The sequence below is a fragment of the Mahella sp. genome (genome assembly GCF_020054945.1).
GTDB lineage: Bacteria > Bacillota > Clostridia > Mahellales > Mahellaceae > Mahella.
Genome location: NZ_JAIHAU010000013.1, coordinates 1 through 25,259 on the forward strand (window position 1 = coordinate 1; position 25,259 = coordinate 25,259).

General features: G+C 45.4%; 25 protein-coding genes. 21 read left to right on the forward strand and 4 right to left on the reverse strand.

Annotated features, from left to right (window positions below):
• From JG770_RS04080 to sigF, 20 genes are all read left to right on the forward strand, one after another.
• Nucleotides 1–1,383 (forward strand): glycoside hydrolase family 13 protein (locus tag JG770_RS04080; protein WP_291955562.1); only part of this gene is annotated, 1,383 nt, incomplete at its 5' end.
• A gap of 15 nt (nucleotides 1,384–1,398) precedes the next feature.
• Complete coding sequence (locus tag JG770_RS04085) at nucleotides 1,399–2,544, forward strand: glucose-1-phosphate adenylyltransferase (protein WP_291955564.1); 1,146 nt, start codon at nucleotides 1,399–1,401, stop codon at nucleotides 2,542–2,544.
• Nucleotides 2,545–2,559: 15 nt separating this feature from the next.
• Complete coding sequence (gene glgD, locus JG770_RS04090) at nucleotides 2,560–3,681, forward strand: glucose-1-phosphate adenylyltransferase subunit GlgD (RefSeq protein ID WP_291955567.1); 1,122 nt, start codon at nucleotides 2,560–2,562, stop codon at nucleotides 3,679–3,681.
• A 2-nt stretch (nucleotides 3,682–3,683) separates the two neighbouring features.
• Nucleotides 3,684–5,582 carry a 1,4-alpha-glucan branching protein GlgB gene (gene glgB / locus JG770_RS04095; RefSeq protein WP_291955569.1) on the forward strand — a complete coding sequence of 633 codons (1,899 nt, stop codon included), beginning with the start codon at nucleotides 3,684–3,686 and terminating at the stop codon, nucleotides 5,580–5,582.
• Between the two features lie 147 nt (nucleotides 5,583–5,729).
• Nucleotides 5,730–6,539: an HAD family hydrolase gene (locus JG770_RS04100; protein ID WP_291955573.1), complete on the forward strand. Its 810-nt coding sequence runs from the start codon at nucleotides 5,730–5,732 to the stop codon at nucleotides 6,537–6,539.
• Nucleotides 6,540–6,543: 4 nt separating this feature from the next.
• Nucleotides 6,544–7,554 (forward strand): hypothetical protein, encoded by a 1,011-nt coding sequence (locus tag JG770_RS04105; RefSeq protein ID WP_291955575.1) that lies wholly within the window; start codon nucleotides 6,544–6,546, stop codon nucleotides 7,552–7,554.
• Entirely contained in the window at nucleotides 7,535–8,581 is a 1,047-nt protein-coding gene (locus JG770_RS04110) for a PfkB family carbohydrate kinase (RefSeq protein WP_291955577.1), read from the forward strand. The genes JG770_RS04105 and JG770_RS04110 overlap by 20 nt, the downstream gene beginning before the upstream one ends.
• On the forward strand, nucleotides 8,578–9,777 hold the full coding sequence (locus tag JG770_RS04115) for an ROK family transcriptional regulator (protein WP_291955579.1): 1,200 nt from the start codon (nucleotides 8,578–8,580) through the stop codon (nucleotides 9,775–9,777). Before JG770_RS04110 ends, JG770_RS04115 begins: the two co-directional genes overlap by 4 nt.
• Nucleotides 9,778–9,874: 97 nt before the next feature.
• Nucleotides 9,875–11,332: an IMP dehydrogenase gene (guaB, locus tag JG770_RS04120; RefSeq protein WP_291955638.1), complete on the forward strand. Its 1,458-nt coding sequence runs from the start codon at nucleotides 9,875–9,877 to the stop codon at nucleotides 11,330–11,332.
• Nucleotides 11,333–11,444: 112 nt separating this feature from the next.
• Entirely contained in the window at nucleotides 11,445–12,410 is a 966-nt protein-coding gene (locus JG770_RS04125; protein ID WP_291955582.1) for a phosphate ABC transporter substrate-binding protein, read from the forward strand.
• Between the two features lie 78 nt (nucleotides 12,411–12,488).
• Entirely contained in the window at nucleotides 12,489–14,210 is a 1,722-nt protein-coding gene (locus tag JG770_RS04130; protein WP_291955584.1) for a methyl-accepting chemotaxis protein, read from the forward strand.
• Nucleotides 14,211–14,289: 79 nt separating this feature from the next.
• Nucleotides 14,290–15,177, forward strand: a complete 888-nt coding sequence (gene pstC, locus JG770_RS04135) for a phosphate ABC transporter permease subunit PstC (RefSeq protein ID WP_291955585.1) — start codon at nucleotides 14,290–14,292, stop codon at nucleotides 15,175–15,177.
• Entirely contained in the window at nucleotides 15,174–16,061 is an 888-nt protein-coding gene (pstA, locus tag JG770_RS04140) for a phosphate ABC transporter permease PstA (protein WP_291955587.1), read from the forward strand. The genes pstC and pstA overlap by 4 nt, the downstream gene beginning before the upstream one ends.
• A gap of 137 nt (nucleotides 16,062–16,198) precedes the next feature.
• Nucleotides 16,199–16,435, forward strand: coding sequence for an alpha/beta-type small acid-soluble spore protein (locus JG770_RS04145; protein WP_291955589.1), 237 nt, complete (start codon nucleotides 16,199–16,201; stop codon nucleotides 16,433–16,435).
• 131 nt (nucleotides 16,436–16,566) lie between these two features.
• Entirely contained in the window at nucleotides 16,567–17,091 is a 525-nt protein-coding gene (locus JG770_RS04150; RefSeq protein ID WP_291955593.1) for a DUF4364 family protein, read from the forward strand.
• A 10-nt stretch (nucleotides 17,092–17,101) separates the two neighbouring features.
• Nucleotides 17,102–18,250, forward strand: coding sequence for a glycerate kinase (locus JG770_RS04155; RefSeq protein WP_291955596.1), 1,149 nt, complete (start codon nucleotides 17,102–17,104; stop codon nucleotides 18,248–18,250).
• Between the two features lie 74 nt (nucleotides 18,251–18,324).
• Complete coding sequence (locus JG770_RS04160; protein ID WP_291955598.1) at nucleotides 18,325–18,549, forward strand: hypothetical protein; 225 nt, start codon at nucleotides 18,325–18,327, stop codon at nucleotides 18,547–18,549.
• A gap of 106 nt (nucleotides 18,550–18,655) precedes the next feature.
• Nucleotides 18,656–19,024, forward strand: coding sequence for an anti-sigma F factor antagonist (spoIIAA, locus tag JG770_RS04165; RefSeq protein ID WP_291955600.1), 369 nt, complete (start codon nucleotides 18,656–18,658; stop codon nucleotides 19,022–19,024).
• A complete protein-coding gene (gene spoIIAB, locus JG770_RS04170; protein WP_291955641.1) occupies nucleotides 19,024–19,509 on the forward strand; it encodes an anti-sigma F factor in 486 nt (161 codons plus the stop codon). The genes spoIIAA and spoIIAB overlap by 1 nt, the downstream gene beginning before the upstream one ends.
• On the forward strand, nucleotides 19,478–20,248 hold the full coding sequence (gene sigF / locus JG770_RS04175) for an RNA polymerase sporulation sigma factor SigF (protein WP_291955603.1): 771 nt from the start codon (nucleotides 19,478–19,480) through the stop codon (nucleotides 20,246–20,248). The genes spoIIAB and sigF overlap by 32 nt, the downstream gene beginning before the upstream one ends.
• Nucleotides 20,249–20,304: 56 nt before the next feature.
• Here the strand turns inward: sigF and JG770_RS04180 are convergent, their stop codons facing one another.
• Nucleotides 20,305–20,730 (reverse strand): FMN-binding protein, encoded by a 426-nt coding sequence (locus JG770_RS04180; RefSeq protein ID WP_291955605.1) that lies wholly within the window; start codon nucleotides 20,728–20,730, stop codon nucleotides 20,305–20,307.
• Between the two features lie 188 nt (nucleotides 20,731–20,918).
• On the opposite strand from JG770_RS04180, the gene cysK reads away from it, so the two are divergent.
• Nucleotides 20,919–21,842: a cysteine synthase A gene (gene cysK / locus JG770_RS04185; protein ID WP_291955608.1), complete on the forward strand. Its 924-nt coding sequence runs from the start codon at nucleotides 20,919–20,921 to the stop codon at nucleotides 21,840–21,842.
• Between the two features lie 76 nt (nucleotides 21,843–21,918).
• Here cysK and JG770_RS04190 read toward each other — a convergent pair whose 3' ends face one another.
• From JG770_RS04190 to JG770_RS04200, 3 genes are read right to left on the reverse strand one after another with little or no spacing between them, the layout of a single operon-like run.
• Nucleotides 21,919–23,130 carry a Gfo/Idh/MocA family oxidoreductase gene (locus JG770_RS04190; protein ID WP_291955611.1) on the reverse strand — a complete coding sequence of 404 codons (1,212 nt, stop codon included), beginning with the start codon at nucleotides 23,128–23,130 and terminating at the stop codon, nucleotides 21,919–21,921.
• Nucleotides 23,120–24,232 (reverse strand): zinc-binding dehydrogenase, encoded by a 1,113-nt coding sequence (locus tag JG770_RS04195; RefSeq protein ID WP_291955615.1) that lies wholly within the window; start codon nucleotides 24,230–24,232, stop codon nucleotides 23,120–23,122. The genes JG770_RS04190 and JG770_RS04195 overlap by 11 nt, the downstream gene beginning before the upstream one ends.
• Nucleotides 24,233–24,265: 33 nt before the next feature.
• On the reverse strand, nucleotides 24,266–25,252 hold the full coding sequence (locus tag JG770_RS04200; protein WP_291955618.1) for a LacI family DNA-binding transcriptional regulator: 987 nt from the start codon (nucleotides 25,250–25,252) through the stop codon (nucleotides 24,266–24,268).
• Nucleotides 25,253–25,259: the final 7 nt, after the last annotated feature.

Sequence of the window (25,259 nt, forward strand, 5' to 3'; positions counted from 1 at the left end):
AAGGAGGGTATAGTCTATCAGATATTCGTCGACAGGTTTTTGAACGGCAATGAGGATGGCAAAGTATCCAATCCCAAACAAAACAGTTTTATATATGGGCGCTGGGACGATGACCCGATGTATATAAGAAACAAAGAGGATGATATAGAACGCTGGGAGTTCTTCGGCGGTAATCTTAAGGGTGTTATAGCAAAACTGGATTATCTTAAATCGTTAAATGTTACGGCCATATACCTGAATCCTATTTTTGAGGCCGGCAGCAATCATAAGTACGATACGGGGGACTATAAAAAAATAGACCCTATGTACGGTGACGAAGGCTTGTTCAAAAGATTATGCATAGAAGCGGGCAAGAGGGGCATAAGAATAATATTGGACGGCGTGTTCAGCCACACCGGAGCCGACAGCATATATTTCAATAAATTCGGACGATATGACAGCATCGGGGCGTATCAGTCCGAAGAATCTCCTTATTATAGCTGGTACCGGTTTACGCAATACCCTTATGAGTATGAATGTTGGTGGAACGTAAAAAATCTTCCAAATGTTAATGAACTTGCCCCCAGTTACCAGAATTTTATAATATATGATGCTGACTCGGTATTAAAACATTGGATGAATGCCGGTGCGTACGGCTGGAGGCTGGATGTGGCGGATGAACTGCCCGATGAATTTATAGAAGCCTTTAAGGCTGAAATGAAACAAGCGAATAAAGACAGCGTGCTCATAGGCGAGGTATGGGAAGATGCCTCGAATAAGGTCAGTTACTCCACAAGGCGGAAATACCTTTTTGGAAACGAATTAGATTCGGTGACCAATTATCCGTTCAGGGATTCGGTTATAGGCTTTTTAAGAGGCGATATGGGATCGGCGGAATTTGCAAGGCGCATGATGAGCTTGTACGAAAATTATCCGCGCGAGGTCTTTTATGCGGCATTGAATGTGCTGGGAACGCACGATACCGAAAGGATACTCACTGTTTTCGAAGACAGGGGAGAAAACGCGTATATGTATGCCAGACTGGCCGCGGTTATACAGATGACCTTTCCCGGCGTGCCGCTTATATACTATGGCGACGAAGTCGGCATCAAGGGAGGCACTGATCCGGATAACAGGAGGACATATCCATGGGGCAAAGAGAACGATGATATCTTAGCCTTTTACAGGCAAATGTCCGATTTAAGAAATACCGATATATTTAATAAAGGGGATTTTAAATTCCATCCATCCGCCAGAGATGTGCTGTGCTATGAAAGGTCATATAAAGGGAGCAAAGCCTTTGTGTTTATAAACAGGAATGCTGACAGAGCCGTATCTGTAGACGTTCCTGCACAAGGGATAAGCATAGATGTAAACGCATTGGATTTTAAAATATTCATGTAAAGGGGTGTGTGTTATATGAGAAAAAGGGAAGTAGTAGCGATGATATTGGCCGGCGGTCAGGGTTCAAGGCTGGGCGTTCTAACCCAGAATCTGGCTAAACCGGCCGTGCCTTTTGGCGGCAGGTACAGGATAATTGATTTTACACTGAGCAACTGCTCAAATTCCGGCATATACACTGTGGGCGTACTGACCCAATATATGCCCATGGAGCTCCACACACACATAGGGGTAGGCAGTCCATGGGATTTGGACAGGCTAAATGGAGGGGTATTCATATTGCCGCCGCATCAAAAAGCATCGGGGGCCAATTGGTATCAGGGTACAGCCGATGCCGTATATCAGAATATTCCCTTTATAGATGCGTATGAGCCGAATCTGGTGCTGGTTTTATCGGGAGACCATATCTATAAGATGGACTATAATAAGATGGTAGCATTTCATAAAGATAAAGGAGCGCGGTGCACTATAGCTGTTACCGATGTTCCTATTAACGAAGCCCCGAGATTCGGTATAATGAATACCAATGACGACCTTTCCATATATGAATTTGAAGAAAAGCCCCGACACCCCAAGAGCACCAAAGCGTCTATGGGCATATATGTATTCGACTGGCAATTGCTCAGAGAAGCCCTGATAGAAGATGCTAACAAGCCTGAATCCGTTCATGACTTCGGCAAAAATGTTATACCGGCCATCCTGGAGCGCGGTGAGAAACTGTATGCTTATCCGTTTAAGGGTTACTGGAAAGACGTGGGCACAGTGGAAAGCCTTTGGGAGGCTAATATGGATCTTTTAGATGAAAATGATGATCTTGATATAGGTGACCCTACATGGCGCGTCTATTCGTTGGCGCAAGCCAGGCCGGCTCAGTATATAGGAAACGCCGCTAAAGTCCAGGATTCCATAGTGGTTGATGGATGCGAGATACACGGCGAGGTTATACATTCGGTGTTATCTACGAACGTGAAAGTGGAAAGAAATGCTAAGATAATAGATTCGGTTATAATGCCCGACGTATATATAGGTGAAAACGCTATAATAAATAAGGCGATAATAGGGAGTAATGCTATAATACGGAAGAACAGCGTGGTCGGCGATGGCAGGAATGTTACCTCCATAGGCCTTTATGAAGAGGTAAAGGCCGGCATGGTGGCTAATTAGGAAGGAGGACTGAGCATGTTGAAAAAGTGCATGGGCGTTATAAATCTGGACGAGAATGAGGACATGATACAGGAACTTACACGGAACAGGCTGTTGGCTTCGATTCCTATAGCCGGCAGGTACAGGGTTATAGATTTTATATTATCGAGTCTGAGCAATGCCGGCGTGGAGAATGTCGGCATATTTTCCAAGATGCAGTGCCGTTCACTGACCGATCATATCGGTGATGGCCGGCCGTGGGATTTAAACCGCAGGGTGGAGGGCATACGCGTATTCAATTTCAGCACGCTGGAGCCGCGCGTCGATGATGTGTATAGCTTTGCCAATAACATAGAGTATTTCGAGCGCTCGGCTCAAGAGTATCTTCTGCTGACATCGTCGTATATGGTGTGCAATATAGATTTCAATGAAGTGATGGATTTTCATAAGCGATCGGGCGACGATATAACGATAGTGTATAAGCACGTCGATGACGCTCAGGATAATTTCTTTCTGTGTGAAACGCTTGATATAGATGAGGATGGGCGCGTTGAAGGTGCGGGCAGAAACATCGGCAAGGATAATGAAGCGGACATCTGCATGGAAATGTATTTGATGAAGAAAACCATCTTTATAGATCTGCTTACCGAATGCGTGACCAGCGGGCGTTTCAGGAAAATAAAGAATGCCATATATAGTTCTTTGGACCGCTATAAGGTAAGGGCTTTTGAATATAAAGGATACCTCAGGTGTATAAATTCGCTGCAGGCTTACTATAAGGCCAGTATGGAGATGTTAAACCCGCGCATATACAAGCAGTTGTTTTTGGATGAAAGGCCTATTTATACCAAGACCACCACTGAAGTACCCGCCAAGTATCTTGAAGGAAATGCAGTAAAAAATTCCATTATAGGCAACGGTTCTATCATAGAGGGTACCGTAAAAAACAGTATATTATTCAGGAAGGTGCATATAGGCAAAGGTGCTGTGGTCAATAATTGTATAATATTTCAGGGCGCTACGATCGGCGACGGATGTAAACTCACCAATATAATAGCCGATAAATATGTTGACATAGAACCTGGCAAAGAACTCAAAGGCGATAAGGATATGCCTTTTGTAGTGGCAAAGAAACGCGAATTGGTCAGAGAGGTATAAACATGGCAAGAAATACTATAAAGAAAAGCGATATGAAGCGCTTTCATGCCGGACAGCATTATGAATGTTATGAGTTCATGGGAGCCCATATAAGCCAAGAAGGTGGACAAAGTGGCGTCCGATTCACCACATGGGCTCCCAATGCCCAGTCGGTCAGCGTGGTTGGCGATTTTAACGATTGGCACAGCGGCCAGATGCATGCTTTGGAACGAGTATCGGACGGCGGCTTGTGGAGTGCGTTTATATCCGGTATAAACGAAGGGAATATATATAAATATGAGATAATATCATCCGATGGGAAAAGACTGCTTAAATCCGACCCATATGCCTTTTATGCTGAAAAACGCCCGAATACGGCGTCGGTGGTGGCAAATCCGACGCCGTATTCATGGAATGATGATGACTGGCTCAATAAAAGGGCACAAACAGATTTATACAAAAGCCCGTTAAATATATATGAAGTACATATGGGATCATGGCGGCGCAGAGAAAATGGCGAATTTATGACGTATGCCGAATTGGCAGATTTATTACCGAAATATGCAAAAGATATGGGTTATACGCATATAGAGCTTATGCCTTTAATGGAGCATCCGCTGGACGCATCATGGGGATACCTCATAACAGGCTACTACGCCGTAACCAGCCGATATGGTACGATAGATGAATTCAAGCGTTTTATAAATGCATGCCATGAAAACGGTATAGGGGTTATACTGGACTGGGTACCCGGCCATTTCTGCAAGGATGCTCATGGCTTATACCGTTACGATGGCACGCCTTTATACGAATACCAGGATCCGAGGAAGGCAGAAACCGAGGGATGGGGAGCGGCTAATTTTGACCTCGGGCGGCCTGAGGTCAAAAGCTTTCTCATATCCAATGCTTTCTATTGGCTTAAAGAGTTCCATATAGACGGCTTTAGAGTGGATGCGGTAGCCAACATGCTTTACCTTGACTATGGCAAACAGGACGGGCAGTGGGTTCCGAATATATACGGCGGTCGGGAAAATCTCGAAGCCATCGGATTCTTGCATCAGCTGAATGAGGTGCTGTTTAAAGAATACCCCAATATCATAATGATAGCCGAGGAGTCAACAACGTGGCCCATGGTAAGCAAGCCTGTGTATGTAGGCGGCCTGGGCTTTAATTTTAAATGGAATATGGGTTGGATGAATGATACATTGAGGTATATAACCATGGATCCTATATACCGCAAGTATTATCATAGCCTGATGACATTTTCCATGATGTATCATTATTCGGAGAACTTTATATTGCCCATATCGCACGACGAGGTGGTGCACGGCAAAAAGTCGCTGGTAGATAAGATGTGGGGCGATCACTGGAACAAATTCGCAGGCCTTCGCGTTTACATGCTTTATATGTATACCCATCCGGGCAAAAAGACCGTCTTTATGGGTTGCGAATTCGCGCAGTTTATCGAGTGGCGCTTTTATGAGCAGCTCGAATGGTTTCTTATAGAGCGTTTCGATATGCATAAAAAAACACATGATTTTTTTAGGACGCTAAACCATTTCTATTTGAAGAATCCGGCGTTATGGCAACTCGATTATTATGCCGAAGGTTTTGAATGGATAGACCCAAACAACACCGAGCAGAGCATATTTGTATATATGCGCAAAACCGACGACCCGTCAGATACGTTGGTGGTATTATGCAATTTTACGCCTATAGTATATTATGATTATAAGATAGGTGTGCCGTATCCGGGCGCATATGAGGAGATACTCAATACCGACGACATCGGCTTCGGCGGTTCGGGGCAGGTGATGGGTCAGACGCTTTATGCCGAGGAAGGCAAGTGGCATAATCAAGATTACCATTTAACGGTAAAGGTTCCTCCTATGGCCGGCGTGGTATTAAAGCTGCATTTTTGAGGGATTAATATTTGTTCTACTTCATATAGCGGGTAATTTTTAGCACCATTTTGTTAAATGAGTTGACAAATATTCATGCCCATTATATACTTATAACATCAATTGTAGGGGAATATTTCAGAGAGAGGATATTTGAGAAGTGGAATTATGGAGATTATATTAGAATTACCCAAAGACAGGCCGAGGGCTAGAGCGGCTCTTTTTGATTTTGACGGTACCATATCTACGCTCAGACATGGCTGGGAAAGCATAATGGAACCATTTATGACAGAAATGATAGCGGGAGGCACAACGGTTGATGAAGATATTGTAGAAGAGGTTAGAGAATATATCGATGCCTCGACCGGTATTCAGACCATTTTTCAAATGCAATGGCTTGTCGATGCCGTAAAAAAATATGGAAGAAATCCTCATGCCCCTGAAGATCCATGGCAGTATAAAGCCGAATATAACCGAAGGTTGATGGAACACGTTAAAAAGAGGATAACCAAAATACTTTCGGAAGAAAAATCGGCGGAGGATTATTTGATCAAAGGTAGTATGAAATTTTTGAAGGCACTTGACGAACGCGGTATAGATATCTATGCGGCCAGCGGTACCGATAATGCTGATGTGGTCAATGAAGCGCATATCCTGGGCGTGGATGGGTATTTCAAGGAAATAGCCGGTGCGCCGGCAGGCAGAGCGGATTGCTCAAAAGAGGCGGTATTGAAAAGGTTGATAAATGATTATGGATTAAAAGGACCGGAGGTTATGGTCTTTGGGGACGGCAAAGTGGAGATCGCATTAGGCAGACAAGCAGGAACTATTGCCATAGGCGTGGCGAGCGATGAAGAGAAGCGTTGTGGTATAAACCCGACAAAAAGACAAAGACTCATCAAGGCAGGAGCCCATGCCATAATAGGAGATTTCGAAAAAACCGATGAGCTTTTAAAATGGCTCGGATTGGAGGAGTGAACAAATGGAGGATAAAAACGTAAAGATACCCGGCCAATTAGATTTTTCCAATATCAAGACATATCCAGTAAGCCGGAGGAAGAACCTTGTAACCATAGATAATATGGCTGTGCCGAGCAGAGATCCGATACCCGATTGGGACCAGAACGGATTTGACGAATTGATAGACAGAATGGTTAAAGCAAGGCAAAATGGCAGAGCCGTGATATGGTCGATGGGAGCGCATGTGATCAAAAACGGTTTATCGCGGTATGTCATAGAGCTCATAAAAAGAGGACTTATCACACATATATCCGGCAATGGGGCGTGTAGTATACATGACTTTGAGCTGGCTTTCAACGGAGGTACCTCGGAAGATGTACCCACAGCTATAGAGGACGGTTCCTTCGGCATGTGGGAGGAGACGGGCAGATGGATGAACGAGGCCATACAGCAGGGCGCCGCAGAGAGCCTTGGTTATGGCGAGAGCCTGGCGGTATATATTGATAAACATCCCGAAAGGTTTCCGTACAAGGAAGACTGCATATTTTACCAGGCTTATAAAAACGATGTTCCGGCTACATATCATATAGCTTTGGGTACCGATATTATTCATCAGCATCCCATAGTGGATTTTGGGGCGATAGGTAAAGCCAGCGGCATCGATTTCCATAAATACTGTTACTCCGTTTCTCGGATGGATGAAGGGGTATTCTTGAACTTCGGTTCGGCGGTCATAGGGGCCGAGGTGTTTCTGAAGGCATTATCCATTGCAAGAAATCTGGGATATCCGACATACCATATAACAACCGCAAATTTTGACCTTATTGATCTGGGAGATTATCGGGCGAAGATAGGATATGATGACCCGCATTATTATTATCGGCCGCGCAAAAACATCGTCAATCGGCCGAACAGCATGGGCGGCAAAGGCTGGCATTTCTGCGGTGACCATAAGCAGACCATACCCAATCTGTATAAAAGGCTGACAGAGAAATTGCCGGAGGTGGAACACGGTGTCAAGGACTACCTATAAAATTATAGGGGGCATCGATCGCAAGCGCGCGGAGGATATATTGGACGGCATAGGTACGCTGAAAGTGGCGATTGTAGGCGATATTGCTCTCGATGTATATTGGAGAGCGGATATGACCAAAAGCGAGCTTTCAAGAGAAACACCGCATTTCCCCTTGCCGGTGATACAGGAATGGATGTCGCCGGGAGGCGCTGGTAACGTGGCCGCGAATGTGGCTGCCTTAAACCCTTCAAAAGTCTGTATGATTGGGATTATAGGCGATGACTGGAGGGGCGATGTTCTTTTTAAGGAACTTAAAAAGAGGAGCATAGATGCGGCAGGGGTTATAAAATGCGCGGATCGTTTTACCAATGCCTACTGCAAACCCTTGAGAAGGGGTATATCCGATGTGGAGTATGAGGACCCGAGAATCGACTTTGAAAATTTCAGTCCGTTAGCCGAAGCCGATGAAAAAAGGTTGACGAATGAGATAGAACGCATAGCCGCGGATTCGGATATGCTGTGTGTGATCGATCAAATGAGATTCGGGTGCATTACGCCGGCTATAAGGGATAAGATAATGCAACTTTCATCACAAGGTGTGAAAATAATCGTAGACAGCAGGGACAGGATCGGCCTGTACAAGAACGTGATATTGAAGCCCAATGATGTGGAGGCTTATAGGGCTATGGACAGCGACAAAGACCCGAAAGGTGCGGGCATCGATGAGCTTGCGGGCATAGCGTCGGCGCTCTCAAAGAGAAATCATTCACCGGTATGTATGACGTTGGGGCCGAGAGGGTGTGTATATGTCGAAGGCGGTGAGGCTTATTATATACCTTCGCCTGAGATAGAACCTCCGATAGACACATGCGGTGCTGGAGATACCTTTCTCTCCGCTTTCTCATGCGCTTTGGCTTTAGGAGCCGAGGGATATGAAGCTGCCGCTGTAGCAAATATAGCCTCAAGCATTACTGTCAAGAAAATAGGCATGACAGGCACGGCTACTATCAAAGAAATAAAGTCGCGTGTGGGGTTGAATACATGAAAAATGCGGCGCGCAATTCTCAATATATGAAGATGAGCAACAGACGGCGGATTTTGAACATTATACGCAAACAAAAAATTTTCAGAGCAGAACTTGCACGGCAAACCGGCCTTACGCGCGCGGCTGTGACAAATATAATAGACGAGTTGAAGCAAGAGGGCATTGTTATTGAAAGGGAAATCGGCGAGGCTGATTACGGCAGAAAACCGGTCATGCTCGATATAAATGAGGATCGCTATTATGCCTTCGGGCTTTATTTATCCCGTGCCGGCTGTTCATTGGGGATAGTAAACTTAAAGGGCGGCGTGGTGATAAGAAAGCAAATAGATATTTCACACATCAGCAGCGCTGATGATGCTTTGACGATCATAGCGGCAGAAACAGAAAGCTGTATAGCAGAAACTGGTATTGACCGCGATAGGATTTTGGGTGTTGGTATCAGCGCACCCGGCCCGCTCGACAGCGCTGCCGGTATTATACTCGATCCGCCCAACTTCGATATATGGAAAGGCATTAAGATTTCAGAGCGGCTGAGAGAAAAGACCAATATGAAGGTTTCCCTTGAAAATAATTCTTCTGCACTGGCATTGGCCGAAAAAGATTACGGTATAGGAAAGGACTTTGGCAGCTTTATGCTCATGGTGGTGGATACGGGCATAGGTGCGGGTATCATAATCGATGATAAACTATATAAAGGCGTAGGCGGATTCGGCGGCGAGGTAGGGCATATATCCATAGATATCAACGGGAGACGCTGTAATTGCGGCAATAAAGGCTGTTTGGAAACATATGCCTCCATACCGGCCGTGCTGAAAGATGTATCTCGTGTTTGCAAAAATATAAGCACATGGGAGGCTGTCGTTGATCGAGCCATTGATGGGGATCCCTTTTGCAAAAGCGTCATAGAGAGGGAATCCGCTTATTTAGCCGCAGGTATAGTAAATGTGCTGAACTTACTTGAATTGGAAGCTGTGGTTTTAACAGGCTATATCAGGTATAAACCGGAAATATTGATTGCGAACATCAGGGATATCGTAAACGCAGCATCTATTACAAGAGGCATACGCGATAAAAAGATCTATATATCATCTTTGCCGGAGGATATTGACATCGTATCGGCTGCTTCGTTGATCATAAACGAATTTTACAGCCTCGGCGGCGCAAAAAATGAAGTTGAACAGCGCTGTCAGGAATGACACGAGTATATGCTGCAGCGATCATTCATAACTTGACATGCCATTATCTTTCTGTTAAACTTATCGTTAAAATAATGAACAGAAGGTCGTGATTATCATAGATGATAAATTTGCGAAAGAAGGCTTAACCTTCGATGATGTATTGTTGTTGCCGGCTAAATCCGATGTTATACCGAAAGAAGTAGATATATCCACTTATATAACCGCAACAATAAAGCTGAACGTACCAGTTCTGAGCGCTGCGATGGATACGGTTACGAATGCAAAACTTGCCATAGCCATAGCGCGTGAAGGCGGTATAGGCATCATCCATAAGAATATGTCTATAGAGGAGCAAGCCATGGAGGTGGACAAGGTAAAACGATCAGAGCACGGCGTTATAGTTGATCCGTTTTATCTGTCGCCGAAACATAAGGTGTATGATGCCATGGCTCTTATGGAAAAATACCGTATATCAGGCGTGCCGATTGTAGATGAAAATGGTAAGCTTGTAGGCATAATAACCAACAGGGACGTGAGATTTGAAACCAATTTCGATCAACCTATAGCCAATGTTATGACAGCGGAGAATCTGATCACCGCACCTGTGGGAACCACGCTTGGGCAAGCCCAGGAGATATTGAGAAAGCATAAGATAGAGAAACTGCCGTTGGTAGACGAAAACGGCATGCTGAAAGGGCTTATAACCATAAAGGATATAGAAAAGGCCATACAATACCCCAACGCGGCCAAAGATAAAAACGGACGACTATTGGTAGGAGCGGCCGTAGGCACGGCACGCGATACATTGGATAGGGTGGATGCCCTTGTGAATGCCAAGGTAGACGTTATAGCAGTTGATACCGCTCATGGCCATTCTTCAAGGGTTATAGATATGGTGAAAACTATAAAGGGCAAATATCCTGAAATACAGCTGATAGCAGGCAATGTGGCTACTGCTGAAGCCACCGGAGAACTTATAGAAGCAGGAGCTGATTGTGTGAAAGTTGGCATAGGCCCGGGCTCGATATGTACGACGCGCGTGGTGGCCGGCGTGGGCGTTCCGCAGATAACGGCTGTATATGAATGTGCTAAAGAAGCCGATAAGTATGATATACCGGTTATTGCCGACGGCGGTATAAAATATTCCGGCGATATAGCCAAGGCTATAGCTGCGGGTGCCAGTGCCGTCATGATAGGCAGCCTGTTTGCAGGTACTGAGGAAAGCCCTGGAGAGATGGAGATATATCAAGGTCGTAGCTTTAAGGTATATCGAGGCATGGGCTCTCTGGGAGCTATGGCATCGGGCAGCAAGGACAGGTATTTTCAGGAGGACAGCAGCAAATTCGTACCCGAAGGTGTGGAAGGACGGGTGCCTTATAAAGGACCGCTTTCCGAGACCGTATTTCAGCTTATGGGCGGCTTGCGCTCGGGCATGGGCTATTGCGGATGCCATACTATAGATGAGCTGCGCACCAAGGCTAAATTCGTAAGGATAACCGATGCCGGCTTAAAGGAAAGCCATCCGCATGACATCTATATAACCAAAGAGGCTCCAAACTATACTTTGCGGTAGATTGATTTAACATAAAATTAACATAGAATTAATATAGAATTTACATTGCCATGGTATGATTACACTTGTTGATATATTAAATAAAATTTTTTGGAGGTGTAGTTATATCATTATGAAAAACTCGAGAAAAAAATGGTCCACATTATTAGTGGCTGTTATGCTGATGGCGGCTTTGGTAGTGCTTTCAGCATGTAGCGGCGGTGAGGGGACTGCGACGCCCAGCAATGACACGTCAACGACGAATGACGCATCAACGACGTCGGATAGCGACACATCGGCCGATGATTCTGCGGATGATGGCGCCCCTGCGGACGACCTGTCCGGTACGGTGACAGCTTCCGGCTCCACAGCCATGCAGCCTCTGGTAGAAGCGGCAGCAGCTAAATTTATGGAGTTGCATCCGAACGTAACGGTTACAGTACAGGGCGGCGGCAGCGGCACAGGTTTAACTCAGGTATCTGAAGGTGCGGTAGATATAGGCAATTCCGACGTATTCGCCGAAGAAAAGCTTGATGCTGATAAAGCCAAAGAATTAGTGGATCATCAGGTGATAGCGCAAGGGTTTACTGCCATAGCTAATAAGGATGTCGGTGTCGACAATCTTACCAAGCAGCAATTAAAGGATATATTTCTAGGCAAAATAACCAATTGGAAGGACGTAGGCGGCAAGGATCAGGCTATAGTGGTGGTCAATAGGCCTACCAGCTCAGGCACAAGGGCTACTTTCGTAAAAGTGGCATTTGATGGTGAGGAACCTATAGAAGGTAACACGCTTACAGAAGACTCTAACGGTACTGTACTTAAAACAGTGGCCGAGACACCCGGCGCTATAAGCTATCTCGGATTAGCGTATCTGGATGACAGCGTAGCGGCATTAAAGCTGGACGGCGTAGAGCCTACCGTAGACAATATAGTAGCCGGCACATACCCGATATGGTCTTGGGGCCACATGTATACCAAAGGTGAGCCTACGGGTGCCGTAAAAGCATTTTTGGATTTCATGGCCACAGATGATGTGGCGGAGATAGCCAGAAGCAAAAACTATATAGCAGGTAGCGATGCGGAAAAGCTGAAGTAATCAGTCGCTCAATAATTAAAAGCCGGTGAAAGCCGGCTTTTTTTAACGCTATATATAAATAAAAGGAAGGCGATAAAAATGGCAAGACTTACAAAAGGTATGGCTGCCTTAAATGCTCGCATAAAAATACAATATAAAATAATGGTGCTATTGATATTAATAGCCCTCATATCCATAGCGGCGGTGGGCGGCGTATCGTATTATTACAGCAGCCGAAATATAACGGTTCTTATGGACACCCTGCTTTCCAACTCCACGCGCAGCGTCGTACAACAGGTTACCGCTATAATGTCGGGACTGAATACGCAGATATTCGATTCGCGCTTAAAAATGATATTATTAGCTGAAAGAAATTCTTTCAATAACCAGGGAATGAATGCCTTTGTTTATCTCATAGATTTAAACGGCAACGCCATAGATTGGATGGAAGATGGACCTGATAATGTGTTGGATACATACGATAAGCAATTGGTCGATCGTATTATAGAGCAAAAGAACGGCATAATAAATGAAAATGTAAAAGGACATGATATGAAGATCTCTTTCGGGCATATTCCAGGTAAGGATTGGATTTATATAGTTGGTGTTCGCAGCTCTGATTATCTTACATATGTCAATCAGATCGGAGAGTATATATTATGGATAGCGCTCATAAGCCTTGTTTTATCGGTCATAATAGGATGGGCGGGCAGCATGGTGCTTACCGGTCCTATAAAACGTATAGCCGATGCCATGCGCAGAGCCGAAGGCGGAGATTTCACCGTGCGAACAGACCAAACGTCTACAAGCCCTGAGATTACCGAATTAAGCCACGGTTTCAATAAAATGATACATAATATAGAAAACCTCATTATAGATATAAGAACAGCTTCATTCAGTATGTCGTCCACTGCCGAGGCACTCGTAGAAGCGACCAACGTAAATGCCGAGAGCATGGGCAGCATATCTAAAGGCGTAAAAAATATTGCCGTCGGTTCAGAAGAACAAGCGTCCGAGATAGAGGAAACAGCGGCTGCCACCCAGCAGATGTCGGCTTCTATAGAGGTTATCGAGCAAAAGATCCAGGAAACCGATAAAGCCAGCAAGTCAATGTTAGAAGCGGCGAAACACGGCAAGGAAAGGCTCAATGATATGGAGGACAGAATAGCATCGTTAGCTGACGGCATAAGGGACACATTCCAACTCATAATGACCATACATGAGCGTTCAGCACAGGTGGCAAAGGCTGTCGGTATAATAAAAAATATAGCATCACAAACACAATTGCTTTCGCTTAATGCATCAATAGAAGCGGCCAGAGCGGGAGAGGCCGGCAAAGGCTTTGCGGTGGTGGCGTCTGAGATAAAGAAACTGGCCGAGCATTCATCGTCATCGGCGGAGGATATAGGCAGGATAATGCTGTCGATGACAGAAGACGTGGATAAGGCGGTGGATATAGGACAAAAATGTAAGGAGCTTATGGATAATGCAAATGAATTGATGCAGAGGCTGGACAGTTCGTTTGGCAGTATATTGCATAATATAGATAATACAGATGAGCATATAGGGGCTATAGTAGGGGAGATAAATCAGGTGAACAGTGGTGTGGAAGCTATAGTAGAGGCCATGTCGCGCATATCCGGTACCGCGTCGGATATATCAGCGAGCTATAAAGAAATAGCGGTGGCTACCGAGCAGCATGATGAAATAATGCGCGCACTCGATGAATCGGCGCAGAGATTGTCCAGTATGGCGCAGATGCTCAGCGAGAGCGTAGCGGAGTATAAAATAGCGACCGAAGTAGTAACGGCATGGAATTAAAAAATTAACACAGAATTAACAATGCTTTGAGATGCGGATGGTATAATAATTCCGTATGTAGATATACGGAGGAGTGAAGATGAATACATTAAAAGCTAAAAAACGCAATGAGGCCTTTGGCCGCTTTATAACCTTCCTTTGTGCTATATTGGTAATCATAGTTACATTTTCGTTAGTCATATTTATTGCCTCTAAAGGGTTGACCATTTTTCTAAAAGACGGCGTTTCTCCTATCGAATTTTTAACGTCGACTAAGTGGCGTACCGAGGCTGATCCGCCGCAGGTTGGAGCTTTAACGTTTATAATAGGGTCGCTTGTCGTATCTGTGCTGGGCATCGTAATAAGCGCGCCGGTAAGCATATCATCGGCTATATTTATGGTCGATATCGCGCCTGCTTGGGGCCAAAAGCTGCTTCAGCCGGTTATAGAGCTTTTTGTGGGTATACCGTCGGTGGTATACGGTTGGATAGGCCTTAGCGTGCTGGTGCCATTCATACGCAATAATGTAGGAGGGCTGGGTTTCAGCGTGCTGGCCGGAGGGCTTGTGCTGGCTGTTATGATGTTTCCTACCATAGCCAGCGTGGCAGCCGATGCCTTAAGGGCCATACCTGAGGAATTAAACGAGGCTTCGCTGGCTCTGGGAGCAACGCGCTGGCAGACTATACGCCGCATACTGCTCCCTGCTGCGACGCCGGGCATATTGACAGCTATCATATTGGGATTGGCCAGAGGGCTGGGCGAGGCTCTGGCTGTGCAGATGGTCATAGGAAATGCTATGAATATACCTTCATCCCTGCTGGATCCGGTCCATACTATGACCAGTATTATAACTATGGAAATGGGCAATACGGCTATGAATACGTTGCCTAATGATGCTTTATGGTCTATCGCTTTGTTGCTGCTCACCATATCGTTTATATTTATATTGATTATCCGTGCCATCGGTAAAAAGGAGGCTTACAAATGAGTGCGAAAACCGCGGATAAAATAGCTACGACGATTTTCTACATAGTAATTGCTATTGTAGTTGTGCTGCTGGCATTGCTTTTAGGCTATATCCTATATAAAGGCGGGCGCGTTATAAGCTGGGACTTCATTACATCGCCTTCTAAGACACTGGAGGCCGGTGGCGGCATAGGACCCCAGATCTTCAATTCGTTTATGATACTCATTATTTCAATGATTTTTACAATACCGCTGGGATTGGGCAGCGGTATATATTTGGCGGAATATGCCCGGCCGGGTAAACTTACCGATGCTATAAGGCTGTGCGTTGAAACGCTGGCATCGCTGCCGTCCATAGTAGTGGGCCTTTTTGGCTTATTGGTATTTGTTAATTTAACCGGCTGGGGATATACCTTGCTTGGCGGAGCTTTGTCCTTAACGGTCTTAAACCTTCCGGTTATGACAAGGGTGTGCGAAGATGCTGTGCGAACGGTTAAAGATGAATTAAAAGAAGCCAGCCTTGCACTTGGTGCAACCAAATGGCAAACTATAACCAAAGTAATCCTACCGGTAGCACTGCCGGGTATACTTACAGGTATTATACTGACATCTGGCCGCGTATTCGGTGAAGCAGCCGCTATAATGTATACTGCAGGCATGTCATCGCCTAATGTAAACTTCGAAGTATGGGATTTCACCAACCCGCGTTCGCCTCTTAATATAATGCGGCCGGCTGAAACACTGGCCGTTCATATATGGAAAGTCAATTCCGAGAGCCTTTTGCCGGATGCCCGAGAAGTAGCCGACGGCTCGTCAGCTGTGTTGATAATAGTGGTGTTGCTGTTCAATATTTTGGCGCGCTGGCTTGGAGGCCGGTTACACGGGCGCTTAACAGGTAAAGTATAAAAGCCGCTCATTTATAATAGCGTCTGAACAAACACCATATAATGGATACGCGAATTAGTCGCAAATGCATAATTTAATGTTTTGGAGGCAAATTATATTATGTAAATACGATTTCTGTTTTGGAGGTGATATGCGAGATGGCAAAAGGAAGTGCTAATATAGGGCCTAAGGTGGTGCCTGAGGCTCATGCGGCTTTGGATAACATGAAATATGAAATAGCATCTGAATTAGGGTTACCGGTTAAACAAGGTTCAGAGGATTATTGGGGTAATTTATCAGCTCGCGATTGCGGGGCTGTTGGTGGTCATATGGTACAGAGGATGATAAAATTTGCCGAGCAAAATATGACACAAGGGACTATGCCCGGCAAATAATAAAGAGCAAATAACGACTGATGAAGGAGCATCGCCTGATGCTCCTTTTCAATTGGTACTTGCTATTATATACATGCGATGATACAATTTAAATGTAAAAATTCTTGGTGATAAAGAGTTGAAGTGATTGTATGTATATAAATGAATCTCAAGCAGATGTTAACAGGTTAGCTATATTATACTTTATAGATAAAATGCATATACCGATACCCAATGCCCAGATAACCCACTTCATGGTCGGGGCCAATGTGATGAATTACTTCGATCTGCAGCAGTTGCTGAGCCAACTGGTGCGCGATGGCCTCGTGGATTATATGGAATCACAGGGGAGATACTTTTACTCTATAAATGATAAGGGGAAAAACATAGTGGTCCGGTTATATGACGATATCCCCCAATGGATGGTTAACCTTATAGATGATTATGCTAAGGGCAAACATATAGATTTGCCCGGTGAAAGCGAGATGCCGGCTTTCTATGAGAAAAAGAACGAGGAAGAATATATAGTGCATTGCAAGGTCATAGAAAACGGTATGATGCTTATGGATCTGCGCATCAATGTACCTAATAGTGAACTGGCTCAGATCATTTGCGATGGTTGGCCTGCTAAGGCGGCCGACGTATATAAAGCGGTAGTGGAAAATATATCGAGTTAGGAGGCACATCATGAGAATTTTAATAGCTCCGGATTCATTTAAAGGGAGCTTGAGCGCCGTGGCTGTAGCCGATGCTATTGAGCAAGGGCTAAGAAAGGTTGTCCTGACGGCTGATATAAAGAAGATACCTATGGCGGATGGGGGAGAGGGAACGGTAGAGGCCATTATAACAGCTGTCGGCGGGGATATACACCATCAAAAGGTTATAGGCCCATTGGGAGAAGAGGTAAAGGCATTCTTCGGGGTGTTAGGCGACGGAGCAACGGCTGTCATAGAAATGGCGGCGGCATCGGGTCTTCCGCTTGTACCGGAGGATAAACGCAATCCCATGAATACTACTACATATGGAACCGGCCAGCTCATTAGGGCGGCCATGGATAAAGGCTGTAATCGCATTATAATAGGTATAGGCGGCAGCGCTACCAACGACGGCGGCGTAGGTATGGCGCAAGCATTAGGGGTTAAGTTTTATGATGCCGAGGGACGCGTTATAGATGGCTTTGGAGGCAAAGTACTGGAGCACATAGCACATATAGATATAAATGACATGGATAAGCGTGTAAAGGATGTCGACATAACGGTGGCTTGCGACGTAACAAATCCTTTGTGCGGTCCAAACGGTGCGGCGGCGATATACGGTCCGCAAAAGGGCGCCACGCCTGAAATGGTGGAAGAGCTGGACAGTGGTCTAGCCAATCTGGCGGCGGTCATAAAGAAAGATCTGGGTATAGATATAAAAGACATGCCCGGAGCGGGGGCTGCCGGCGGCTTGGGAGCTGGACTTGTGGCCTTTTTAGGGGCTTCGCTGAAACCCGGCATGGATATAATGATCGATGTCACACATATGGATGAGCTCGTAAGCCAATGTGACTTGGTCATAACAGGTGAGGGGAGGACCGATGAACAGACGGTCTTTGGCAAGGTACCCGTGGGGGTGGCGAGCGTAGCCAAGCGCCATGATAAGCCCGTGGTTTGCCTGTCCGGTAGCCTGGGAGACGGTGCTGAAAGGGTATACGAGCATGGTGTGGATGCGTTATTCAGTATAATCGACAGGCCTATGGATTTAGCTGCCGCTATGAGCCATACCGCCGAATTGCTGGAGCGCTCGGCCATATCGATTTTTCGTCTGCTCTTGGCGACAAGAAATATTAACATGTGACAAAAATCTTGAATTTTCTCCTGTACGGTATTAAACTATATATGTAAATGAGCGAGCAAGAGGAGGAAAGGCAATTGAAGTATGTATACGGCGTGCTTACCGTATTAGATAATAAACCTATTATGCAAATGCTGGTCAGCGATGCACGTTTAACCGGCAGAGATGTATTGGATAGGGTTATATTGACCGAGGACGAGCGTAAAAAGTACATAACATGGCAAGACGAAAAGGCAATAGTGAATGATTTGAATAAGAAGATTCCTATAAAGGTAGAGATTCAAGAAATGGAGATAAACTGACCGCATTTTTAATGCGGTTTTTTTATATTCGACAAAAAACAATTTTTTTCTATGCAGGAGATTTTTGAAAATCGGCGAATATAGATAATATAACTGCAAAGGAGGTATGGCAGCTTTGAACGTTGAACTGGAAACAAAAAATAATGTCTTGATCGTGCATATGGACGGTGAGTTGGATCACCATAGCGTCGATTACGTAAGACAGCAGATAGAAGACGCTATAAGCGGCGATATTTTTATAAAGCACCTGTTGATCGACGTTAAAAATCTTGTATTCATGGACAGCTCGGGTGTGGGTATGCTTATAGGAAGGTATAAGACTATTTCGGCGCGCGGCGGTAAAGTAGCCGTTATAGGGATATCGCCGCAGACTAAGCGGATATTTGAAATATCCGGTTTGTTCAATATATTCAGCGCATATGAAAACCAGCGGGAGGCTATCAAAAATCTGACGCAACAAAAGGGGAGTTTATGATGGAATTGCTCAATGAGATGCATATGGAGTTCTTAAGCCGTTCGCAGAATGAATCTTTTGCAAGAGTGGCGGTGGCCGCTTTTGCATCGCAGCTGGACCCTACATTGGAAGATATAGCTGATATAAAAACCGCTGTTTCAGAGGCCGTGACCAATGCTATCATACACGGTTATGAAAACGGACAAGGGTATGTTAAGATAAATGTAAGGTTGTACGGCGATAGGGTGGAAATAGATGTTATTGATGATGGTAAAGGGATAGAGGATATAGAAAAGGCACGCCAGCCGCTTTATACTTCCAGGCCGGACTTGGAGCGTTCGGGCATGGGCTTCACTGTTATGGAGACTTTTATGGATGAGGTGCAAGTCGATTCAGTATATGGTAAGGGCACTAAGGTGACGTTGATAAAGTATATTGCCTCTGCTTCGAGCCGGATGCAGGAGGGGAATGCCGATGGCGGAGCCGACGACCACACCAGCCGATGATAAAAACAGGGGCCTTTTGACGCAACAGGAAATAGAAGGTCTTATAGTTGAGGCGCGCAAAGGCAATAAACAGGCGGCGGAGATATTAGCCGAGCGCAACCTGGGCCTGGTACATAATGTTGTAAGGAAATTCATGAACAGGGGTTATGAGTATGACGACCTATTTCAGGTAGGCAGCATGGGTTTGGTTAAGGCAATAAATAATTATGATTTATCGTATAATGTAAAATTTTCGACATATGCTGTGCCCATGATAATGGGGGAGATAAAGCGTTTCTTGCGCGATGACGGCAGCATAAAGGTAAGCCGATCGGTTAAGATAGCGGCATACAAGATCCATAGTGCTCAGGATCGCATAAAAAAAGAGCTGGGCAGGGAACCGAGCGTGCAGGAGTTAGCGACGGCATTGGATATGGAGCCGGCCGATGTGGTATATGCTATGGAGGCTGATACTGTACCGGTATCATTATATGATAATGCCTATGAAGACGGTGAAAGCTCTATATCGCTTATAGACAGGATATCCGATGATGACGAACTGGATACAGATGTTATAGACAAAGTAGCGCTTAAAGAGTGTATAGCGCAATTGGACGCTAAGGGCCGCCAGGTCATATTGCTTAGATATTTTAAGGACAAAACTCAGTCCGAGGTTGCACAGATGCTGGGTATAACGCAAGTACAGGTATGCAGAATCGAAAAAAAGGTTTTAGAATTCATGCGCCAATATATAAAATAAAGAGGGGTAAAACCCCTCTAAATTTTTAACAATCTTAGTCTATTTATTAACAAAAATTATTTGGCTTGTTCCAAAGCATTTTTGGCCGCTTCTTTGAACATATCGGTCGTGCCGGTAGCTTTGCTTATAGTATCTATCTTATCGGGATCCTGTACATCTATAAGCTTCTGCGGCAATGCTTCTATAGCATCTATGGCTTCTTGGTAATTTCCGTCATTCTCCAGCGTCTTTTCGCTGCCGTCTTCCATGACTTCCTTATACTTTACATCACTTATTTTACCGTCTTTTATGGTTATTTCTATGTCGCCGTACTGCCCATGGTCGTTCTTGGACGATTGCCCTTTGTAAGTACCGTCCTTATAAGTAACAGTTTCCGACGATGTATCGCCGGTCGGTTGGGGGGTGCCTTCGTTGGAAGAGCAAGCAGCCAATACGAATAAAGCCATTACCGCTACTAAGGCTAACGCTAATATTCTTTTCATCATTTCACCTCCTCGAATTCTATCTGTTAATATATTAACAGATGATAATATAAAAATCAAGTTTTTTTGCGCAAGAGCAATGATATGGCAAGTGCAAATCAGAAAAAATGCTTGACAACTTCATCGCGCGGAAATATAATATGCATATAAACAGATAAGTTTACTTGGAATACGAAAGGGGAATGAATATGAAAGCGGTTAATAACGTGTTGGAATTAATAGGTAATACGCCCATGGTTAAGTTACATAGGTTAGTAGAACCAAATTATGCTGACGTATATGTGAAGCTGGAGTCGTTTAATCCCGGTGGCAGCGTCAAAGACAGAATAGCTTACAGCATGATACAGACTGCTGAAGAACAGGGGCTGCTCAAGGCGGGCTCTGTTATAGTAGAACCTACAAGCGGCAATACCGGCATAGGTTTGGCTATGATAGGGGCTGCGAAAGGCTATAAGGTTATACTGGTCATGCCCGAAACCATGAGTCTGGAGAGGCGCAGCCTTCTTAAAGCATACGGTGCGGAGCTTGTACTGACTCCGGGGGCTGAAGGTATGTCGGGAGCTATAAGAAAGGCGGAGGAATTAAAACAACAGCATCCGGAGTATTTCATACCGCAGCAATTTGAGAATCCGGCCAACCCTGATATTCACAGAAAGACCACGGCTATAGAAATATTTGAGCAAATGGACGGGCATATAGATGCCTTTGTGGCTGGCGTCGGTACCGGCGGCACTATAACCGGTGTGGGCGAAGTGCTTAAACAGCGCATACCCGGTGTCAAAATCATAGCAGTAGAGCCGGCAAAATCACCGGTTTTATCAGGTGGCAAACCTGGGCCTCACGGTATACAGGGCATAGGAGCCGGCTTTGTGCCTAAAGTGTTGGACAGGGATATAATCGATGATATAGTGGCCGTCAAGGATGAGGACGCTATGAGTACGGCGCGCCGTATGGCACATGAAGAAGGCATATTGGTGGGTATATCATCGGGGGCTGCGGTGTTTGCTGCGCTGCAACAGGCTAAATATTTAGGCAGCGGGCATAATGTGGTGGCGGTGGCCCCGGATACCGGAGAAAGATATCTTAGCACACCGCTCTTTAGAGAAGAATGAAAGTCGAAAATCTTTAGCAAATTCCCGGTACTCAACTTGATTGAGTGCCGGGATAAATTACATGTTCTAACTAAGACTATCCCTCGAAGCGTTCATAGCCTGCAAGCGATATAGGTTTACCGGATTTAGCCCACGGTATGCCTATTTCAGACGGGAGTTTGTTTTGGCCGAAGCATTCCATCATAATATTCTCCAACGCTTTTACGTGGGTTATTGCAGGTTGACCTTCTTTTATAATCAATTCACTTGGGAAATCAACGATGTCCGGCATGGACTGATGAGCGCCATTTATGCATAGCGTATGCGGCAGCGCTGCTTCGGGCGGACAGGATACCGTTGTACCGCCGCGTATGGCATCTATGACTGTCCACAGCTTATACATGCCCTGATGATCAGGCCGGCCATAGTCTTTTATACGGTTGTCTTTAAAGACAGCCACAATATGATCAGCGCTCTGTGGGAAGGAGGGGTGGTTATAATAGACAGATGCATTTTTAAATTCATAGCAAAACATGGGGCCTATGCTCTCTTTCACCGCATGGCTGGCGTAGAACAATATTTCAGTACCATTGTCTGCAAAAATACGCATAGCGGATGTATCGAAATTTTCTATAGCGTTGGCTCTATATAATTCAGCCGTTATCTCCAGCGGCTGCACGCTTTGATAAAACTCTTTCCCTAAAACAAAGAGCATATTATGCAAATAGTGGGCTGTGGCATTGTTGGCCACGCTATCCAGCACCCATCGTCCTTTTTGGTCTTTCTTTTTGCCGGCCCATCCGCGGCTATAGTAATCAGCATCTCTTGGCCAAAGCACGAGTGTTTTTAAGCGTTTAGGCTGTTCTAATCGTCCGGCCATTATATCCTTTTTCAAACTCTGATATGCGGGGTCATATGCCCATTGGAAGCCGATGGCTAAAATGCGTTTAGCTTTATCACGAGCCTCGATCATTTGACGTGCTTCTTGGACCGTGGCTGCCATAGGCTTTTCGCATAGTACATGGCTGCCATATGATAGAGCCGCGCACGTTTGTTCGCAATGGAACTGTATGGGCGATGATATAATGGCCAGATCAGCTTTGTGTTCGGCATAGAATGATTCCACGCTTTCATATATGGGTATGTTGTTAGCCTTTAATTCATCCAGGGAGCTGCAACTTTCAGGGCGGGGATCCGCCGCGCCTGCTATGTATACGCCGTTTTGGGCGCCGCTCCGCAATAGCTCCTTTACATAGTTATTGCCGTATCCTCCGATTCCGGACAGAAAAACCGATATATTATTCTGCATTTTTATACACCTCTCCATTCGTTAGTACTACTTTAAGTGCTTTTTTGGAAGCCATGAGCTCCAAGGCTTGATTAGCGTTGTCCAACGGCATTGTATGCGTTACCATGTTGCTGAATAAAGAAGGGTTCTTTAATATAAGGTGTACGGCGTCGTATAAGTGCGATGTATCGCTGACCCATACGCCTTTTATGACAGCGTTTTTCTTTACTATTTGGCTGAAAAAATCTATCTGGGTGTAGCCGGTAAACTGTGCGAAGCCTGTGGAAAGATATGTTCCGCCGGTGGCCAGAATATCCAACCCTTCCTGAGCGGCATCCGGATATCCTGCCGCTTCTATTACTATATCGGCACCATGGCCGCCGGTGACCTGCATGATGGTATCGAGCCTGTCATTTCTGGATAGGGATTTTCTGTCCAACACTATATCCGCGCCGAATTTTTTACATATGTCCAATCGGCTGGCCGTGCCTCCTATAACGATTATAGTACCGGCTCCCAAGGCGCGGGCGAAAGCCACTGCAAATAAACCCAACGGCCCGGGGCCCTGAACGGCTACGGTAGATCCCGGCTTTATCCGGCACATATCGAAGGCATGGGCTATCGTAGCGCCCGAGCACGATGCTGATACCATGGTTACAGGGTCTGTATCGTCGTCCAATCTGATTATGTCTGTGTCGGCTGTCAATATTATATGATGAGCATAACAACCATTAAGATACGGAGGCCTATCACATGGGTTATTTATGCCGTATGTGATCCGGTCTTGACATAATGACGGTTGTTTAAGCACCTGACATGCATAGCATCGACCACAACTTATGCCGCGGTTCCATATTATCAGGTCGCCTGGGTGAAGTATTTGGCCGTCCACGCTGCAATGCCGGCCTTTGATATCCTCAATGTATCCGACACCTTCGTGCCCCGGTATCAGCGGTAATTTAACTCTTTTATCTTCACCATGCCATATATGCACGTCGGAGCCGCACACGCCGGACGCGGCCAACCTGACCAATACCTGGCCATCTTCTAAACGCGGCACCTCTATTTCTGTTAATTCCAACGGTTTATGGAAACCTGTCATAACCATAGCTTGAGTTTTCATAACAATTTGCTGCTTAGCAGCTTCCCTCCATTTCTATCTTACCGACTGCCTTACTACCAAATGTGTGTCCAATACGGTTGGTCCGGTGTTTTTATGTCCGCTTATCAGTTTTATAAGCGTATCCATCGCGATGGCACCTATATCATAGGCTGGCTGCGCTATTGTGGTCAGAGAAGGTTCGACTATATTAGCTATATCCAGATCATCGAAACCGATGACCGATATATCGCCGGGCACCGATAGCCCTCTGCTTTTTATGGCTTTTATGGCATTTACGGCTTTCGGATCACTGGCGGCAAATACGGCATCCATCTTTATACCTTTATCCAACAGTTTTAACATGGCATGATAGCCGTTGTCCTGATCGTTTACATCGTTTACTATTAAACCATCGTCTATGGAAATGCCATGTTTCTTCAAGGCATTTTTATAGCCGTCGAGGCGTTGCCTGTATAAATCTATATCGAGAGGACCGTTTATGAAGGCTATCCTAGTGCACCCTCGGCTTATCAAATAATCTACGGCTTTATAAGCTCCGCTTCGGTTATCGACCGTCACAGCGTCCGGGTCATTGCCGATGCTCCTTATCATGAATACCACCGGTATACCCTGCGCTTTTAGCTCCATGATGTGGTTGCTGTCATCTCGTGCCGTAGCAAAGATAAAGCCATCCACCCATCGGTTGGTTAATTTATCTATATAATCTTTTTCTATTGCGAGATCTTCATCTGTATTGCACAGTATCAACGTAAAACCGTTTTTGCGTGCGATATCTTCTGCACCGCGCGTGACGGCAGGGAAAATCGGGTTGCGTATATTGGGGATTATTAGGGCGACGGTATTCGTGCGCCCTTCTTTAAGGCTTTTGGCCAATATATTTGGCTTATAGTTTAATTCTTTTATGGCAGCCCACACCTTTTGCTGAGTTTGCTCGTCCACATGTATATTGCCGCTCAAGGTACGCGATACCGTGCTGGCGGACACGCCGGCCAGCCTGGCCACATCCTTTAAGGTAGTCATAGATTCA

What these genes read in the sequence shown, in the direction of transcription:
- JG770_RS04085 (WP_291955564.1), top strand. Translation starts at nt 1,399, where the DNA reads ATGAGAAAAAGGGAAGTAGTAGCGATGATATTGGCCGGCGGTCAGGGT.
- glgD (WP_291955567.1), top strand. Translation starts at nt 2,560, where the DNA reads ATGTTGAAAAAGTGCATGGGCGTTATAAATCTGGACGAGAATGAGGAC.
- glgB (WP_291955569.1), top strand. Translation starts at nt 3,684, where the DNA reads ATGGCAAGAAATACTATAAAGAAAAGCGATATGAAGCGCTTTCATGCC.
- JG770_RS04100 (WP_291955573.1), top strand. Translation starts at nt 5,730, where the DNA reads ATGGAGATTATATTAGAATTACCCAAAGACAGGCCGAGGGCTAGAGCG.
- JG770_RS04105 (WP_291955575.1), top strand. Translation starts at nt 6,544, where the DNA reads ATGGAGGATAAAAACGTAAAGATACCCGGCCAATTAGATTTTTCCAAT.
- JG770_RS04115 (WP_291955579.1), top strand. Translation starts at nt 8,578, where the DNA reads ATGAAAAATGCGGCGCGCAATTCTCAATATATGAAGATGAGCAACAGA.
- JG770_RS04125 (WP_291955582.1), top strand. Translation starts at nt 11,445, where the DNA reads ATGAAAAACTCGAGAAAAAAATGGTCCACATTATTAGTGGCTGTTATG.
- JG770_RS04130 (WP_291955584.1), top strand. Translation starts at nt 12,489, where the DNA reads ATGGCAAGACTTACAAAAGGTATGGCTGCCTTAAATGCTCGCATAAAA.
- pstC (WP_291955585.1), top strand. Translation starts at nt 14,290, where the DNA reads ATGAATACATTAAAAGCTAAAAAACGCAATGAGGCCTTTGGCCGCTTT.
- pstA (WP_291955587.1), top strand. Translation starts at nt 15,174, where the DNA reads ATGAGTGCGAAAACCGCGGATAAAATAGCTACGACGATTTTCTACATA.
- JG770_RS04145 (WP_291955589.1), top strand. Translation starts at nt 16,199, where the DNA reads ATGGCAAAAGGAAGTGCTAATATAGGGCCTAAGGTGGTGCCTGAGGCT.
- JG770_RS04150 (WP_291955593.1), top strand. Translation starts at nt 16,567, where the DNA reads ATGTATATAAATGAATCTCAAGCAGATGTTAACAGGTTAGCTATATTA.
- JG770_RS04155 (WP_291955596.1), top strand. Translation starts at nt 17,102, where the DNA reads ATGAGAATTTTAATAGCTCCGGATTCATTTAAAGGGAGCTTGAGCGCC.
- spoIIAA (WP_291955600.1), top strand. Translation starts at nt 18,656, where the DNA reads ATGGCAGCTTTGAACGTTGAACTGGAAACAAAAAATAATGTCTTGATC.
- spoIIAB (WP_291955641.1), top strand. Translation starts at nt 19,024, where the DNA reads ATGGAATTGCTCAATGAGATGCATATGGAGTTCTTAAGCCGTTCGCAG.
- sigF (WP_291955603.1), top strand. Translation starts at nt 19,478, where the DNA reads ATGGCGGAGCCGACGACCACACCAGCCGATGATAAAAACAGGGGCCTT.
- JG770_RS04180 (WP_291955605.1), bottom strand. Translation starts at nt 20,730, where the DNA reads ATGAAAAGAATATTAGCGTTAGCCTTAGTAGCGGTAATGGCTTTATTC.
- cysK (WP_291955608.1), top strand. Translation starts at nt 20,919, where the DNA reads ATGAAAGCGGTTAATAACGTGTTGGAATTAATAGGTAATACGCCCATG.
- JG770_RS04190 (WP_291955611.1), bottom strand. Translation starts at nt 23,130, where the DNA reads ATGCAGAATAATATATCGGTTTTTCTGTCCGGAATCGGAGGATACGGC.
- JG770_RS04195 (WP_291955615.1), bottom strand. Translation starts at nt 24,232, where the DNA reads ATGAAAACTCAAGCTATGGTTATGACAGGTTTCCATAAACCGTTGGAA.
- JG770_RS04200 (WP_291955618.1), bottom strand. Translation starts at nt 25,252, where the DNA reads ATGACTACCTTAAAGGATGTGGCCAGGCTGGCCGGCGTGTCCGCCAGC.